Origin of the sequence: uncultured Friedmanniella sp. (genome assembly GCF_964244005.1) — a bacterium.
Taxonomy (GTDB): Bacteria; Actinomycetota; Actinomycetes; order Propionibacteriales; family Propionibacteriaceae; genus Microlunatus.
Map to the genome: position 1 here is coordinate 1 of NZ_CAXTHG010000027.1, position 15,418 is coordinate 15,418.

Below are 15,418 nucleotides of genomic sequence, written 5' to 3' on the forward strand. Positions count from 1 at the left end.
TCGAAACCGGCGGGTTCCGACCCCAACTACACCCCAGATTATGAAGAGCCGGTATCTGCCCATATTGGTGGTGCTGTCCGTTCTGGTTCTGTCTTCGTGCCAGAGCGATACAAGCACACCCTCGACGGACCGCGACGCCTTGAAGACTTATATGAGGCGGGCCCCCGGTGTACCCTTGGTGTTACCCACGACTCTGCCGGCCGAGTATGTTTTCCTTGGTCCTGGCTATCAGCAAAGCGTGAACGGCGCGATGTTCGTCCGAACGCTGGACTTTCGCCTTGGAGATTCCGATACGTCGCAAGTCGTCGAGATCTGCGTCGCTTCGCCAGGAAGCAAGGCCAGCACATGCGTTCCGCCGGACGCTCCAGAAAGGGCCATCCACCGGGCGGTCGGGCAGTATCCGGTCTGGATCCGTCCGCTTGGAATCGACAAATTTGAGGACGGCGAACGGAAATTCTGGGTGGAAGTCCCTCTGAGTATCGACCTTGACTCGATATCATGGTTGACCTAGCGGTCCGATTCCCTGGCACGTCATGGGACCAGTCGACTATCCCAGCAGCGCGGATACTCGACACAAATCCGTAAGATTCAAGCAGTTTGGCCGGGCAGTTGCACATTCCGAGACTGAACTCGTCGTCCTCAGGGTCTGGAGCGGCGACACGTGCACAGCGACCATCCGCCTGCGGCCGGCCGATGTGGTGGACGTGGCGACAGGGGCTCACTCGAAGCTTGGTCGAGTTGCACCAAGCAGCCGAGCTCGCTCGCTAGCGGCGGGACTCGTCCACGAGATCGGACTGACGAGCTCGGACGAGCCGGCCACCTAGCCGCGCACGTCAGCCGGGCTGGGGCGCCTCCTGTGGTTCGAGCCCCGTGGCGTCTGCGTCTGGCGGGAATGCTGATGCTGTGTTTGGGTGGTTCGGTGCCCAGCCGTGTGGAAGCCGACTATCTCGTGGTGGGTGCGGGTGCCATGGGGATGGGCTTTGTCGACGCACTGATCGACCATGCCGACGTTCGCGTGGCCTTGGTCGACCGGCGTGACGGTGTCGGCGGGCACTGGCGCCAGGCGTACCCCTTCGTGCGGCTGCACCAGTCCTCGACCTTCTACGGCGTGGCCTCACGTGTGCTCGGCGGCGGTCGGATCCAGACCACCGGGCCTGAGGCCGGCCTGCAGGAGCGCGCGGACCAGCCGACCATCTGCGCCTATTACGAGCAGGTGCTGGCTGAGCGGATGGTTGGCGGAGGACGGGTCGAGTTCTTCCCTGGCTGCGACTACGTGGGTGGCCGCGCCTTCGTCTCGCGAGCCTCGGGCGAGCGCTTCGAGGTGCCCGACCGCTGCCGGGTCGTCGACGCGCGGTACCTCGAGCCCGAGATCCCGGCGGAGAGTACGCCGAGATTCGCGGTGACCGAGGGAGTGCGGGTCATCCCGGTGAACGACCTGCCGGCGCGCGAGAGCACGGCCAGCCAGTACGTCGTCGTGGGATCGGGCAAGACCGCGACGGACGCCTGTGTCTGGCTGTTGGGTCGAGGCGTCGACCCGGACGCGATCTGTTGGGTTCGATCGCGTGATCCGTGGATGTTGAACCGGTCCCTGGTCCAGCCGGAACCGGCCATCTATCTGGGCATGGTGGCCGAGATGATGCGCCGGGCAGCTGTGGCCCGGTCGTTGCCTGAGCTCTTCGGGCAGCTGGAGGACGCCGGGATCATGTTGCGGATCGACCGCTCGGTGACTCCTACGATGGCCAAGGCGCCCACTCTGGGCATGTGGGAGCTCGACGGGCTCCGCAGCATCGGACATGTCGTCCGGCGGGGCCACCTCCGAGTGGCCCGTCGGGGTCGACTGGAGCTGGAGGAGGGATCGGTGGCGGTGGCTGACGACGCGCTGGTGGTGAACTGTGCCGCTGACGGTCTGAAGAACCCGCCGCTGGTCCCGATCTGGGGTTCCGAGGTGATCACGCTGCAGCCGGTCCGGGCGGGCTTTCCCTGCTTCGGCGCCGCTCTGGCCGGGTACGTCGAGGCCACGCGCGTCGACGACGCGGAGAAGAACCGCCTCTGCCGGCCGTCCTCGTACGGGAACTCACTGACCGACTGGGCCCGCATGAACGTCCTGGGTGCGCGCAACACGGCCGCCTATTCCGCGGAGCCCGACATCAAGGACTGGACCGACAGCATCGCGGTGAACCCGGCCCGCATCCCGCCCGAGCGCGCCAGTTCCCCCGATCTCGACGAAGCGGTCGGTCGGCTGGACCGCTACCTCGGCCCGGGGGTAGCGCGGCTGGCCGCACTCGGAGGTCTCACGGGTTGAGGGCTGAAGGCCCGCCTCCGCTCGGAGCGCGGGTCTCAGTGCGAGGTTCGGTGGAGGAGCACCTCTCTTCGCGGTAGCGGTGCTCCGCCGGAACTGTAGTAAGGGCTAAGTCTGCGGCGGTGGCGGATGATGGCGATGCTTTGCTGGCTGCGCGTCACTTTGAGCTGGGTGACGTGATGGGCCGTGCTCGCCCGGTCGGTCGCGCTTGGTCGAACGAGGTGTGGCGGGTCGCTGCCACTACTGGTGTGTATGCCGTCAAGTTGTTCCCGACAGGTATGACGGCTCGGGGTCGCCGCCAGTTAGAGGCGGGCATGGCCTTCGAGTCGCTGGTGCTGGGCAGCGGAAAGGTGCTGGTCCCTCGGCCGGTCACCGCTTCGGCGCAGTGGCTGGTCGAGCTTGAGACACCTGCGGGTCAACGCCTCGCTCGGTGCCATAGCTGGGTGGCCGGAACACCGGCCAGCGCACCCTTGCCCCTCCCTTTGCTGCAGACGGCTGGTGCCTACCTGGGTTTCATGCACGCCATGGATCAGCCTGGTGGTGACACCGCCCAGTTGCCGGTCTTCGACGTCGACCGCTGGGAACGCGCGGTCCGAGCAGCTGCGAGAAGTCGGATCGAGTGGGCCGGGCTGCTGGCTGATCTGACGCCGCTGGTGGAGGACCTGAATGCTGACGTCGATCCGGTGCGGGCTCAGCGTCGTCCCATGCGAGTCAGCCACCGTGACTACGACCCCAGGAATGCGGTGGTCGACCAAGCCGACCGGCTGGTCATCACCGACTGGGACCATGCGGGGCCGGTCCTGCCTGGCGTCGAGCTGGTGACAGCGGCTACCTCCTTTGGCACCAACGACGCCGAGGTCGCTGCGTTCGTCCACAGCTACCGCGAGGCGGGCGGGAACGCCACCGCTGCCGATCCGCTGGCGATGGCTGTCGAAGCAGTTGACCTTGATTGGCTACTTCGAAACGTCGAAGCCTGTCTCGATAGCGACCCGGCCACCTGCAGCGTCGAGCACCACACTGCTAGAACGCTGATCGAGACGTTCCCGGGAGCCGTGGAGGCCCTGCGCTCCTGGCCGGCTCGGCTGAGCGCAGCGAGCTCTTGAACGTGCTGCAAGCCGACCCTCGTGCGGGACGCACGCAGTAGTCGTCCCCGTGCGGGAGTCGTCGACCGTCGTGCGTGACGCCGGAGCGGCACGCCAGAGAGCAGCCCGAACGCACCATGACGAAAGCGATTGAGGCGCTGTCCCCGCTACTCGTCGAAGCCTCTTCGCGGCAGTCCCAACATCTGGTGCAGAAGGGGCCATGCACGTTGAAGGTCCCGACGAGCCAGCCCCCGAGCGATGTGGACGCCACCGACAGTGACTTGAGCGGCGCGTCGGAGTGAGCCGCGGGCGATTTCCGAGGGTCAGGCCTCGATGCGCTCGGCGGTCGGCATGCGGGCTCGCAGCGCAAGGAGCCCGACGGCGCCGAGCGCGGCGAGGGCGGCCGGGACGAAGAAGACGTGCGGCAGGCCCAGCGTGGCGACGCCGACGCTGCCGACCACCCCGCCGAGGGCGGCGCCCATGGTCAGCGCGCTCATGAAGAGCCCCGAGGCGAGCCCGACCCCCTCGGGGTAGAGCTGCTGGGCCACCGTCACGCCCAGACCGGCGAGCGCGGCCCAGGCGCCGGCGGTCAGTGCCTGGCCGACGAACAAGGCGGTGACGCCGCTGCTGGTCGCGTAGCTGACGTGTGCGGCGGCGGCCAGCACCCCGGCGACCGCGAGCACGGTCACCGCGCCGATCCGGTCCGCTCACCAGGCGGCCAGTGGCATCAGCACGAACTCGAGCAGCGGCTGGACCGCGATCACCGAGCCCCGGAGGGTGTCGGAGATGTGCAGGTCGTCGGCCATGTAGAGCGGCAGGTACGCAAACTTCATGGTGTCCCCACTCATCACCAGCACCGACAGGCCGGTGAAGACCAGCAGGGGTGCCAGCCGCCGCCACGACCGCCGCGCCGGCCGCCCGTCGGCCTGCTCGGCGGCCAGAACGTGCCGGGCGACCCGTTGCCGGCCCAGTGGGATCAGCTGGCCCAGCGTGCAGAGCGCCGTCGCGACGAGCAGCGGCCGCAGCCCGAAGGCGCTGCCGAACCAGCTGCCGAAGACCGGCCCGACGATCCAGCCGGCGGTGAACGCCATCCGGACCGTGGCCACCACCCGGCTGTCCGCCGGGGTCGGCCGTCGGCTCAGCTCGTCGCGGACGGCGGCGAAGAGCAAAGCCATGGTGGCGCCGGACACGCTGAGCGCGACGACGCTGATCACGAACGGCATCCAGATCCGGGTGGCGCCGGCCATGGCCAGCCAGCCCAGTCCGCCGACCACGGCGCAGAACCGCACCAGGCGTAGCCGGTCGGGCTGGCGGTCCGACAGCACACCCACCGCGAACCCGGCCACCGGAGCACCCAGGTTGGTCAAGAAGTAGAGACCGGCCACCGGCACGGAGGCACCCAGGTCCCGGGTGAGGAAGAGCGTCAGCTGGGGGAGCGTCGCCGAGAACCCGACCCCCGCCACGAACAGGGCGAGGAAGGCCGAGCGGAAGAACGGGGTGCGGGCGACGATCCGTACGGCCGTGTCCGGTCGCTCGGCCGCGACGGTGGTCATAGGAGCTCCTGGAAGACGCGCGTTCAACTGATCCCTTCTTAATCGTTCAAGGTCATATTAGGACGAGTTTGCGGCGTCGGTGGGTGCCGGGGCGACCACTGAGGCTGACAAAGTCCGGTGCTGCCAGGATGAGGCGCATGACGGACTTTGACGGCCGTACGGTGCTGGTCACCGGTGCGAGCGGCGGTATCGGTGGGGCTACGGTCCGCGCGTTGGTGGCGGCGCACGCCGACGTGATCGCCGCCGGACGGTCGGCGACAGCCCTCGACCAGCTGGCGGCCGAGACGGGCTGCCGTACGTTGACCTTCGACCTCACCTCGGAGGAGAGCGTGCGCGGCGCGCTGGAGGGCGTGGACGTCTACGGCGTGGTGAACTGCGGCGGCTTCGGTGGCGAGATCGCGACGCCGATGGAGACCGACATCGAGGTCTTCGACCAGGTCATCGCCACCAACGCGCGGGGAGCGCTGCTGGTGATCAAGTACACCTCGGCCTCGATGATCCGGCTGGGCCGGGGCGGCGCCATCGTCAACGTGTCGAGCCAGGCCAGCCTGGTCGCGCTGCGCGGGCACATCTCCTACGGCTCGTCCAAGGCTGCGCTCGACAACATCACCCGGGTCTCGGCGCTCGAGCTCGGGCAGTACGGCATCCGCGTCAACGGGGTCAACCCGACCGTCGTGATGACGCCGATGTCGGCTTGGTACTGGGGTCGAGAAGACGTCCAAGGCCCGTTCCTGGCCGCGATGCCGCTCGGCCGGTGGGCGACCGAGGACGAGATCGCTGCGCCGATCGTCTTCCTGCTCAGCGACGGCGCATCCATGATCACCGGGGTGTCGCTGCCCGTGGACGGCGGCTTCACCTCGCAGTAGGGCGCCCCCGGCGCCCGCGCCAGCGTCTGGTGCCGGTAGACCCAGCGCAACCCTCCCCGGCCTCGGTCCCGACGTCTGCGCAACGGCGCTGCTTTGGTCGATCCGGGCGCCTGCGTCGCGGCGCGCTCGGTGGGCACGGACTTACCGTACGGCTTCGCCCGGCGGGACAAACCGGGATTGTGTGTGCAGTTTTATGGCGACTACGCCACAGAACTGCACACACCATCGTGCGCGGGTCGGTCAGCGGATCGTGAACCCGCCGTCTACGACCAGGTCCGCGCCGTTGATCATGTCCGCAGCGCCGCAGGTCGCCTCGAGGTAGCGGTCCACGATCATCATCCGAGTCCCGAACGAGGCGAACAGCTCCGCGATCGCCAGCCCGATACCCGAGGCGCCGCCGGTGACGACGGCCACCTGACCGTCCAGCCGGACGGTCAGGCTCGAGATGTCGGTTCGCGGGGCGTGAGCACCTCAGTTCTTCCTGGTCTGGCGCCGGCGTCGTCGCCGGGACGTTCCGCACCCTATGTCGGCGGCAGGGCGGACGCCCAGCGGCGGCGGCTGGCCAGGGCCAGCACCGCGGCGAGGGCTGCACAGAAGCCGGCCCCGGCAAAGGAGTAGTCGAGCCCGCGGAAGTCGATCAGCAGCCCCGCCAGCGCGGTGCCGGCCGCAGCTCCGGTGGTGTTCGAGGCCGTCAGCAACGACTGGGCCTCGTTCAGCCGGTCGGCCGGGGCGAGGTGGTCGAGCAGGCTCTGCTGCATGATCAGCGTCGGCGCGACCGTCGCTCCGGTGCAGAACAGCAACGGGACCACCAGGCCGAGCGGCACCGTGCTCCGCGACATCAGCACCGCCATCGCCCCGAGCAGCACGGCGAAGATGGTCATCAACACCGGGACGGCCCGCCGCTCGTCGAACGGCCAGCGGCGTGCGCCGTAGACCAGCCCGCCGACCGTGCTGCCGCCGGCGATGGCGGCGAAGAGCAGCCCGACCCGGTCGGTCCCGCCCAGCAGCACGCCGGCGGTCGCGGCCATCGACGTGTCCAGCTGGCCGAAGCCGACGCTCAGCGCGACCATCACGAGCAACAGCGACCCCACTCCGGCGGCGGTGGCCGCGCTGCGCGGGGCCCCCTCGCGTCGACCGGCCGGCCGGCGCGGCAGACCGTCGACACCCGTGGGCCGGGAGTGCCGGGCGGCCCCGGTCCGGCAGTAGGCGAGCGTGCCAGCCGCCATTGCTGCCGCCGTGACCAGCAGCGGCACGACCGGGGTGGTCAGGGCCAGCAGTATCGAGAGCAGCAGCGGCCCGCCGACGAAGATCAGCTCGACCGACGTCGCGTCGAGGGCGAACGCCACCCGGCGCGACTCCTCGCCGGTGAAGACGGTCCGCCACGAGGCCCGGATGGCCGGGCTCACCGGGGGATAGCTGAAGCCGGCCAGCCCGGCGAGCGCGATCAGCAGCGTCGGCGTCCCGGTGACCACGGTGGCCACCGCCAGTGCGGCGAGCAGGGACGCGCTGGCCAGCGCCGTGGGCAGCAGCACCCGGACCTGGCCGAACCGGTCCATCAACCGGCCCCAGCACGGCGTCCCGACGGCACTGCCGATCGCGTACGCGCCGGTCACCACCCCCGCCAGGCTGTAGGTGCCGCGCTCGCTCTGCACCAGCAGCAGGATGCCGATCGGCGCCATGGCGATCGGGAGCCGCGCCACCAGCGCAGCCAGGAACGGGTCGCGGGCCGGCTGGTGGGCGAGCAGCCGGACGTACGCGCCGATCCCGCTGCCGAGCTCGGTGTCTGCCGGCGACCGCGGCGGGGTCGGGACAGTCCTGGGCACCGCCCTACGATGCCACCCCGGCCCACTCAGTACCCCGCGCACTGTCCGGGCATCGCCCAGCGAGTGTCGGGATTCCGCATCTCAGGCGCGGATTCTCGTGCGGTTTGCCGACACTCGTGCAGGGCCTGGTCTGGGTTGCGCTAGGGGCGCCGGGACTCAGTCGAGCGCGCGGACCTTGTTGCCGCGAGGCTGGTGGGTGAGCTCGACCAAGCCGAGGGCCTCCAGCAGGGGCGGCAAGTACATGCCGAAGCGGCCGCGGTAGCCCTTGCGCAACCCGTACCAGCCGCCGACGGGATTGTCGGGGGAGCGGCCCCAGCCCTCCACGGTGCCGGCAGCGGCGTCCTTCTTCTCGTCCGCCGCGCCCAGATCGACCCAGTCGCCCTGCTCTCGCAGCCAGGCGTGCAGGTCCTCGATGGCGCGCAGGTCGTAGCGCAAGGTGGTCGAGCCGACCTGGCAGACCAGCACCGGCGGGTCGGCGTCGCGGTCGGCGTACATCGTGTACGCGGACGTCCCTGGGGCGGTGGTCAGCGCCCACGGGTCGTCTCTGGTGCCGGTCATGCCGCCTCCGATGAGTAGGTGCTCGCGCTCGGAGAGGCCTCCAGACCGCGACTGGTCACCGCTCGGGCCGAGAGCGGGACCAGCAGGCCTCCGACCAGGAAGGCTACGCCCAGCAACGCGGTGGTCGAGGCGAGCAGGTTCTGGCCGGCGGTCCAGGTCAGCTCCGCGTCGGCGCCGTTCGGCAGCCGCCGGAACGGGGAGGCGATGACCCAGCCCAGGAACACCCAGCCGAGCGCGGCGAACCAGCCCGGCAGCCGGGGCAGGGTGCCGCCGCCCCGACGCGCGAGGCTGAGCGCCAGCGGCACCACCCAGACGAAGTGGTGCAACCACGAGACGGGGGAGGCCAGCAAGCTCGCGACCCCGCACAGGTTGACCGCCATCGCGACGTCGCCGGTCCGGTGCCAGCGGACCGCGGCGGCCACGCCGAGCGCGGCGATCCCGGCCGAGAGCAGCAGTGCCGCGGCGGCCGCGCCGGAGCCGAGACCGAAGATGCGGACGACGTCGGCCATCGCTGACTGGTTCGTGTAGTAGATGATGCTGTGCCCGAGGCCGGTGTCGCCGTGGGCGAGTCGTGACCAGAAGCCGAGGGACGCGCGCGGCGCGATCACCGCGCTGGCCAGCGTGACGGCCAGCCCGGTCAGCACGGCGGTGACGAAGGCCCGGGTCCGGCGGACGGCCAGCAGGTAGACGACGAAGATCGCCGGGGTCAGCTTCACCGCCGCGGCTAGCGCCGTCAGGGTGCCCTGGGGCAGCAGCCGACCGCCGTCGCGGCCCCAGCGCAGCATGCGCGGCCCAGGGACGAGGTCGAGCACGACGAGCGCGACGAGGAAGATACCGAGCTGGCCGAAGGCCAGGGTCTCCACGACGGGCTCGACGAACCACACCGTCGCCGTCCCGACCAGGCTCAGCGACCAGCCGTGCAGCCCGAAGCGGTGCAGCACCGCCAACAAGGCGAGCACGCCGGCCGTCGCCCAGCCGATCTGGGCGACCGTGGCGGGCAGCAGCGCCAGCGGGACCGCGAGAACGGCGGCGAACGGCGGGTAGAGGAACGGCAGCGAGCCGGGCAGGACGTAGAAGTCACCGCCCTGCAGCAGCACGGTGCCGGCGCGCCGGTACACGTCGAGGTCCACCATGATCGGCCGCCACGGCAGGAACGTGCCGCCACCGAACGTGGTGGCGGCCACGTAGAGACCGACCAGGACGGGCGCGACGCAGATCAGCAGCCCGCGTAGGAACCTCGTCACGGCAGCTGCTGGTTCACGTGGTCAACGCGACGGTGGGGCGAGCTGGGCCGGCCGGGCTGCGTCCCGCTGCACCTCGGCCACCCAGCCGGCGATCGTCCGGCCCACCCCGGAGGCGTCGTTGCCGAGGACGACGCGGTACGGACCGTCCAGCAGCTGCGGGTGCGCGTTCGCGACGACGTGCGGCATCCCCGCCCAGGTGAGCATCTCCTCATCATTCGGCATGTCCCCGAAGGCGGCAACCAGCGCCTGGTCGACGCCGAGCCGCCGGCAGCAACGCTCCAGCATCGAGGCCTTGCTCACCCCCGGACCGCTGACCTCGACCAGGCCGGAGCCGCTGCTGACTGAGTGGGTGACGGTCAGCCGGTCGCCGACCACGGCGAGGACCGCCGCCCGAAGCTCGTCGGCGGTCCGGGTCTGGTCCTGGACCAGCATCTTGACGCAGTCGGCCCGGCCCGCGAGCTCTTCCACCGGTCCGGAGAAGACCGCCGGATCGCTGCCGTCGTCGACGCGCAACGTGCGGTAGCCCGGCGCGTAGCCGAAGCGGGTACCCGACTCGAACGCGAAGCGAGCCGCCGGTACGGCCGCGCGGATCGCCGCCACGGCCGCCACCGTCACCGTCGGGTCGAGGCAGAGCCGGTCGAGGATCTGGTCGGTGCCCAGGTCGTAGAGCACCGCCCCGTTGCTGGCGATGACCGTCGGGTGGCTGCCGGGCAGGTCGCGGATCACGTCCAGCCAGCGGACGGGCCGACCGGTCGCGAAGAGCACCGGCAGACCGACGCTCTGAGCGGCGAGCACGGCCGCCCGGTTCTCCGCGCTGACCGTCCCGTCGGGGGACAGGAAGGTGCCGTCGAGGTCGGTCACCACCAGCTGAGGAACGGGCGAGCGGGGACCGCGGGTCGGGGCGCTCACTCAGAGCCTCGACCGGGGTGACTCGCTGGCGTTCGGGGATCCGCTCTGACCGGGCGTGGGCTGCCCGCCACCGGACTCGCTGCCCGAAGGTGAGGGAGAGCCTGAGCCGGAGTCTGACGGTGAGGGTGACGGCGACCCCGAGCCGGACGGCGACGGTGACGCTGAACCCGAGGGTGAGGGTGAGCCGGACTGTGGCGACGGCGAGCCGGACTGCGGCGACGCGGAGCTGCTGGCCGGCGGCGGGCTGCCGGTGCCCTGGGTGGGCGGCGGCGGCTGCTGGGGCGGCTGGTTGCGGAAGATCAGGATGGCGATCAGTACGGCGAGGGCGGCAAGCAGCACCATCAGCAGCCACGAGACGAGGATGGTCCGCCAGCCGGCGCGGTCGTAGCGACCGGGCCAGGGCAGCGGCCACAGCCGGGCCAGCCCCGGCCTGACCCGGTCGATCCAGTAGTGCTGGTAGTCCGGTCCGGCCGCGGCCCCCTGCGGCGGCAGGCTCGCGATCTGCACCTCGTCCAGCACCCGGGACGCCTCCGCAGCGACGGTCGCCGAACCGTCCCAGGCCAGCGCCGTCCACGGTGCGACGATCCGGTCGTCCGGCGCCACCGGCAGCTCGGACTCCGGCTGGAACTTCCGGCCGAGCCGGCCACTGTCTTGGCCGTGGCCGCCGCGGGCCAGCACGGCGTCGATGTGCATGGCGTTGACGACGCCGGCGAACCGGTCACGGGCGGCCGCGTCGGCGGTCGCCCCCTCCGACAGCAGGATCAGCACGGCGGACCGGCCGTCGGCGTCGTGGCCGGTGAAGGCGACCCCCGCCGGCGTGGCTACCAGCCGCGCATCCAGCCAGAAGCCGCCGATCCGGGGCGGGTCTTCGGGCAGCAGCGGGCTGACCGGCACGTACTCGAGAGCTCCCGGCTCGACACCGGGTCCCTCAGGCGCGGCCGACCCGGGCCAGGAGTCACCCGATGGGGGCGGTGGCTCGGGCGTCGACATCGGTCCCTCTCGGATCGCTTCGGTGGTCGGCGGCCGACCGGCGTGCCGCAGCGCGGCATCGTCGCAGTCTATTCGCCGCCTCGAGGCGTACCGATCGGCGAAGCGACACCTCGCTGGCCAGCCCCTACATCCGTGCTCGCAGCACGTCGAACTCGGCCCCTGGCGAGTCCGGGTCGAACCCGTGCTCGATCAGCCAGCGGGCTGCCACCAGGCATCGCCAGGACCACCACCCGCGGATCACGTCCTCCTCGACCTCGGTGCCGTAGCCGTCGAGGAGCTCGGCCAGGTGCTCCTCGTGTCCGAGCGTCAAGGTCGCGAGGTCGTAGCAGGCGTCGCCCTGACTCGCCTCGGACCAGTCGATCACGCTGGTGATCTCGTCACCGTCGACGAACACGTGGGAGACGTGCAGGTCGCCGTGCACGAACACGGGTGTCCAGGGCCGAAGGGCCGCCTCGGCGATGCGACGGTTGCGCGTCACCAGGCCGGCAGGAAGGACGCCGTTGGTGACGAGCCACGCGCACTCGCCGGTGAGGCGGCCGAGTGCCGTCACCGACGCGCAGAGTCGCGCGCTCGCCGTGGGTCACGACGACCTCGACCTCAGCCAGGTCGGCCATTAGCGGGCCGACCGTCCCCGCGTGAAGCCCGGGCGGGTTGGGATCGTCTGCGAGAATGGCGCGGGTCTGCACCCGGCGGCCATCACGCGCCTCCCCGGAGCAACCGAGACGCATGAGGAGCAGTTGAGTGAGCAGTCCGTCGCACGGCCCGGCCGTCCCGTCGGGGCCCCCCTCCGTGCTGGAGCGCCAGAACGGTCGAGGCGCGTCGCCCCAGCTCACCACGGAGCAGGCCTCCGGGCTGCTCAAGGACGCGATCGCCGGCGTCCAGCAGGTGATCGTGGGCCAGGAGTCGATGGTCGAACAGCTGATGGTCGGCCTGCTGGCCAAGGGCCACTGCCTGCTCGAGGGGGTACCTGGCGTCGCGAAGACGCTGGCCGTCCGCAGCTTTGCCACGGTCGTCGGCGGGGAGTTCGCCCGGATCCAGTTCACCCCGGACCTGGTCCCCTCCGACATCGTCGGCACCCGGATCTACAAGGCCAGCCAGGAGACGTTCGACGTCGAGCTCGGCCCGATCTTCGTCAACTTCGTGCTGGCGGACGAGATCAACCGCGCCCCAGCCAAGGTGCAGGCGGCGATGCTGGAGCTGATGGCCGAGAAGCAGGTCTCGATCGGCGGCACGACCTATCCGGTGCCGCAGCCGTTCATCGTCATCGCCACCCAGAACCCCGTGGAGTCCGAGGGCGTCTACCCGTTGCCCGAAGCCCAGCGCGACCGGTTCCTGCTCAAGATCGACGTGCCCTACCCGCGCGGCAACGAGGAGTTCGAGATCCTCCGTCGGATGAGCGTCGACCCGCCCAGCGCCTCCGCCGTGCTCGATCCGGACATGGTGCTGCAGCTGCAGCGCCAGGCCGGTGACGTGTTCGTGCACAACCTCGTGGCTGAGTACATCGTCCGGCTCGTGCTCGCCACCCGGACCCCCGCCGAGTTCAACCTGACCGACCTCACCTCGGTGATCCAGATCGGCTGCAGCCCCCGCGCCACCCTCGGGCTGGTTGCCGCGTCCCGCGCGCTCGCCCTCATCCACGGCCGCGACTACGTGCTGCCCACCGACGTCCAGGCCGTGGCCAAGAACGTGATGGCGCACCGGATCGTGCTCGGCTTCGACGCCGTCGCCGACAACATCTCCGCCGCCCAGGTGATCGAGCGGATCGTCGCAATGGTCCCGCCGCCCACCCCGGTGTGGAACGGCGGTCAGCAGCGGTCCGCCCCGCAGCCCGCCCCAGCGCCGCACGAACAGCCCCAGAACGGCTATCCCCAGAACGGCTACCCCCAGAACGGCTACCCCCAGGACGGCTACCCACAGCCCGGTAACCCCCAGCACTACCCCGGTCAGGCGCCGCAGGCGCCGCAGGGTCAGTACGGTCAGCTGCCGCCGGGACAGTACCCGCCGCCCGACTACTCCTGAGGACCTTGGTGTCGTCTCAGTCCCCAGTGCCCCGCCCCCTGCCCGGACCGCCGTCGGCGAGCAGCTCCGAGGAGCGCTTCGGCGCGGTCGCGTCCGTGCTCAGCCAGCCGACGCGGGCCACCATCCCGCTCAACAAGCTCGCGCCCGAGGCGGCACTGCGTCGGCTCGAGCTGACCATCGTCCGTCGGCTCGAGGGCTATCTGCACGGTGACCACCTCGGACTGCTGCCCGGTCCCGGCTCGGACGCCAACGACGCCCGGCTCTACATCGCCGGCGAGGACGACGTCCGCAAGATCGACTGGTCGGTGACCGCCCGGACCACGGTGCCCTACGTCCGCGACACCATGTCTGACCGTGAGCTTGAGGTCTGGGCGTTGCTCGACGTCACCCCGTCGATGAACTGGGGGACCGAGGGCGTCACCAAGCGTGACCTCGGGATCGCAGCCATCGCGACCATCGGCTTCCTCAGCCAAAAGATGGGCGACCGCTTCGGTGGCTACGTCATGCGGCCCGACACGCTGCGCCGGCTGCCCGCACGCTCGGGCCGGTCGGCGCTGTACGGGCTTCTGCGCTCGATGCTCGCCGAGCCGTTCGTGCCCGACCATGCGAGCGGCAACCTGACCCTCGCCGCCGGCATCGAGCAGCTGTCCCGCACCCAGCGCCGCCGCGGCCTGCGGGTCGTCGTCTCGGACTTCCTCACCCCGGGCGACCACGAGCTCGACCCGAACGTGGAGCCGGAGTGGGAGCGGTCGATGCGCCGGATCGGTGTCCGCAACCAGGTGCTGGCCATCGAGGTCGTGGACCGCCGTGAGGTCGAGTTCCCCGACGTCGGCGACATGTTGATCCGCGACCCGGAGACCAGCTTCGAGCGCTACGTGAACACCGCCGACCCCGGCGCCCGGGCCCGGATGGACGCCGCCAGCGCCGCTCAGCGGGAACGAATCCGGATCGCGCTTCGTCGTGCCGGTGTCGGTCACATCCAGCTGCGGACCGACCGGGACTGGGTCACCGACATCGCCCGGTTCGTGCTGGCCTACCGGCGGGTGGCGAGCATGCTGCACGCACCGCCGCAGGGAGTGACACGGTGACCCCAGAGCTCACCGGGCTCGTCCCGCAGCTGGCGTTCCTCGATCCCGAACGGCTGCTGATCCTGCTGGTGATCCCGCTGCTGGTCGGGGCCTACATCTTCGCCGCCCGGCGCAAGAACCGCCGCGGGATGCGCTTCACCAACACCTCGATGCTGGCCGCCGTGGTGCCCAAGCAGTCGCAGTGGCGCCGCCACGTCGCGGTCGCGCTGTCGCTGCTGAGCCTGATCACGCTGACGGCGGCGTTCGCCCGACCCAAGACCGAGATCAAGGTCCCCCGCGAGCGGGCCACCGTGGTCCTCGTCCTCGACGCGTCGCTGTCGATGCAGGCCACCGACGTCGCCCCCAGCCGGCTCGACGCCGCCAAGAAGGCCGCCGTCGAGTTCGTGGCGACGCTGCCGGAGAAGTACAACGTCTCCATCGTCTCGATCGCCGGCTCGGCGGCGATCCTGGTCCCGCCGACGACGGCGCACAACACGGTCGAGAACGCGATCGGGACCATCAAGCTGCAGGACTCTACCGCGATCGGGGAGGGGATCTACGCCGGACTGCGGGCGCTGCAGCAGGCGCCGAAAGACCCCGACCAGCCCGACGCTCCCGCCCCCGGCGCGATCGTGCTGCTCAGCGACGGCTCGAACACCGCCGGCCGAGCCCCTGAGCAGGCCGCCTCCGACGCCAAGGTCGCGAACGTGCCGGTCTACACGATCGCTTACGGCACCGAGAACGGCTACGTCGATCTCGACGGCAAGCGCGAGCCGGTGCCGGTGGACCACGACGAGATGCGCCGGGTTGCCCAGATCAGCGGCGGTCAGTACTTTGCCGCTGCGACTGCCGACCAGCTGAAGACCGTCTACGAGAACATCGGCTCCGCCGTGGGGTACGAGAAGGCTGACCGCGAGGTGACCTCGCGGTTCGCCGGGTACGGGCTCGCGCTGGCCGTGCTCGCGGCTCTGGGAGCCATCTCGCTCGGGGCGCGGTGGCCGTGATGAG

General features: G+C 70.6%; 15 protein-coding genes. 6 read left to right on the forward strand and 9 right to left on the reverse strand.

From position 1 onward, the window contains the following. The first annotated feature begins 919 nt into the window (after positions 1 to 919). Positions 920 to 2,302: an NAD(P)-binding protein gene (locus ACFE76_RS15845; RefSeq protein WP_375432739.1), complete on the forward strand. Its 1,383-nt coding sequence runs from the start codon at positions 920 to 922 to the stop codon at positions 2,300 to 2,302. Between the two features lie 176 nt (positions 2,303 to 2,478). Next, on the forward strand, positions 2,479 to 3,402 hold the full coding sequence (locus ACFE76_RS15850) for an aminoglycoside phosphotransferase family protein (RefSeq protein WP_375432787.1): 924 nt from the start codon (positions 2,479 to 2,481) through the stop codon (positions 3,400 to 3,402). A gap of 302 nt (positions 3,403 to 3,704) precedes the next feature. Here ACFE76_RS15850 and ACFE76_RS15855 read toward each other — a convergent pair whose 3' ends face one another. Next, complete coding sequence (locus tag ACFE76_RS15855; RefSeq protein ID WP_375432788.1) at positions 3,705 to 4,079, reverse strand: hypothetical protein; 375 nt, start codon at positions 4,077 to 4,079, stop codon at positions 3,705 to 3,707. A 9-nt stretch (positions 4,080 to 4,088) separates the two neighbouring features. Further along, complete coding sequence (locus ACFE76_RS15860) at positions 4,089 to 4,934, reverse strand: MFS transporter (protein ID WP_375432740.1); 846 nt, start codon at positions 4,932 to 4,934, stop codon at positions 4,089 to 4,091. Between the two features lie 137 nt (positions 4,935 to 5,071). On the opposite strand from ACFE76_RS15860, the gene ACFE76_RS15865 reads away from it, so the two are divergent. Further along, positions 5,072 to 5,800, forward strand: coding sequence for an SDR family oxidoreductase (locus ACFE76_RS15865; RefSeq protein WP_375432741.1), 729 nt, complete (start codon positions 5,072 to 5,074; stop codon positions 5,798 to 5,800). 240 nt (positions 5,801 to 6,040) lie between these two features. Here ACFE76_RS15865 and ACFE76_RS15870 read toward each other — a convergent pair whose 3' ends face one another. The 7 genes from ACFE76_RS15870 to ACFE76_RS15900 form a co-directional block, all read right to left on the reverse strand. Continuing rightward, a complete protein-coding gene (locus tag ACFE76_RS15870; protein ID WP_375432742.1) occupies positions 6,041 to 6,214 on the reverse strand; it encodes an SDR family NAD(P)-dependent oxidoreductase in 174 nt (57 codons plus the stop codon). 107 nt (positions 6,215 to 6,321) lie between these two features. Further along, positions 6,322 to 7,623: an MFS transporter gene (locus ACFE76_RS15875; RefSeq protein WP_375432743.1), complete on the reverse strand. Its 1,302-nt coding sequence runs from the start codon at positions 7,621 to 7,623 to the stop codon at positions 6,322 to 6,324. A gap of 156 nt (positions 7,624 to 7,779) precedes the next feature. Further along, positions 7,780 to 8,181, reverse strand: coding sequence for a DUF6855 family protein (locus ACFE76_RS15880; protein WP_375432744.1), 402 nt, complete (start codon positions 8,179 to 8,181; stop codon positions 7,780 to 7,782). Next, a complete protein-coding gene (locus ACFE76_RS15885) occupies positions 8,178 to 9,425 on the reverse strand; it encodes a glycosyltransferase 87 family protein (RefSeq protein ID WP_375432745.1) in 1,248 nt (415 codons plus the stop codon). The genes ACFE76_RS15880 and ACFE76_RS15885 overlap by 4 nt, the downstream gene beginning before the upstream one ends. A 21-nt stretch (positions 9,426 to 9,446) precedes the next feature. Further along, positions 9,447 to 10,334: an HAD family hydrolase gene (locus tag ACFE76_RS15890; protein ID WP_375432746.1), complete on the reverse strand. Its 888-nt coding sequence runs from the start codon at positions 10,332 to 10,334 to the stop codon at positions 9,447 to 9,449. After that, on the reverse strand, positions 10,335 to 11,324 hold the full coding sequence (locus ACFE76_RS15895; RefSeq protein WP_375432747.1) for a hypothetical protein: 990 nt from the start codon (positions 11,322 to 11,324) through the stop codon (positions 10,335 to 10,337). A 124-nt stretch (positions 11,325 to 11,448) separates the two neighbouring features. After that, positions 11,449 to 11,874, reverse strand: coding sequence for a phosphotransferase (locus ACFE76_RS15900; protein ID WP_375432748.1), 426 nt, complete (start codon positions 11,872 to 11,874; stop codon positions 11,449 to 11,451). A gap of 239 nt (positions 11,875 to 12,113) precedes the next feature. On the opposite strand from ACFE76_RS15900, the gene ACFE76_RS15905 reads away from it, so the two are divergent. The 3 genes from ACFE76_RS15905 to ACFE76_RS15915 are packed head-to-tail and all read left to right on the forward strand — an operon-like array spanning position 12,114 to position 15,414. Continuing rightward, positions 12,114 to 13,343 carry an AAA family ATPase gene (locus ACFE76_RS15905; protein WP_375432789.1) on the forward strand — a complete coding sequence of 410 codons (1,230 nt, stop codon included), beginning with the start codon at positions 12,114 to 12,116 and terminating at the stop codon, positions 13,341 to 13,343. 38 nt (positions 13,344 to 13,381) lie between these two features. Beyond that, complete coding sequence (locus tag ACFE76_RS15910) at positions 13,382 to 14,431, forward strand: DUF58 domain-containing protein (protein WP_375432790.1); 1,050 nt, start codon at positions 13,382 to 13,384, stop codon at positions 14,429 to 14,431. Then, complete coding sequence (locus ACFE76_RS15915; RefSeq protein WP_375432749.1) at positions 14,428 to 15,414, forward strand: VWA domain-containing protein; 987 nt, start codon at positions 14,428 to 14,430, stop codon at positions 15,412 to 15,414. Before ACFE76_RS15910 ends, ACFE76_RS15915 begins: the two co-directional genes overlap by 4 nt. The last annotated feature ends 4 nt before the right edge of the window (positions 15,415 to 15,418 follow it).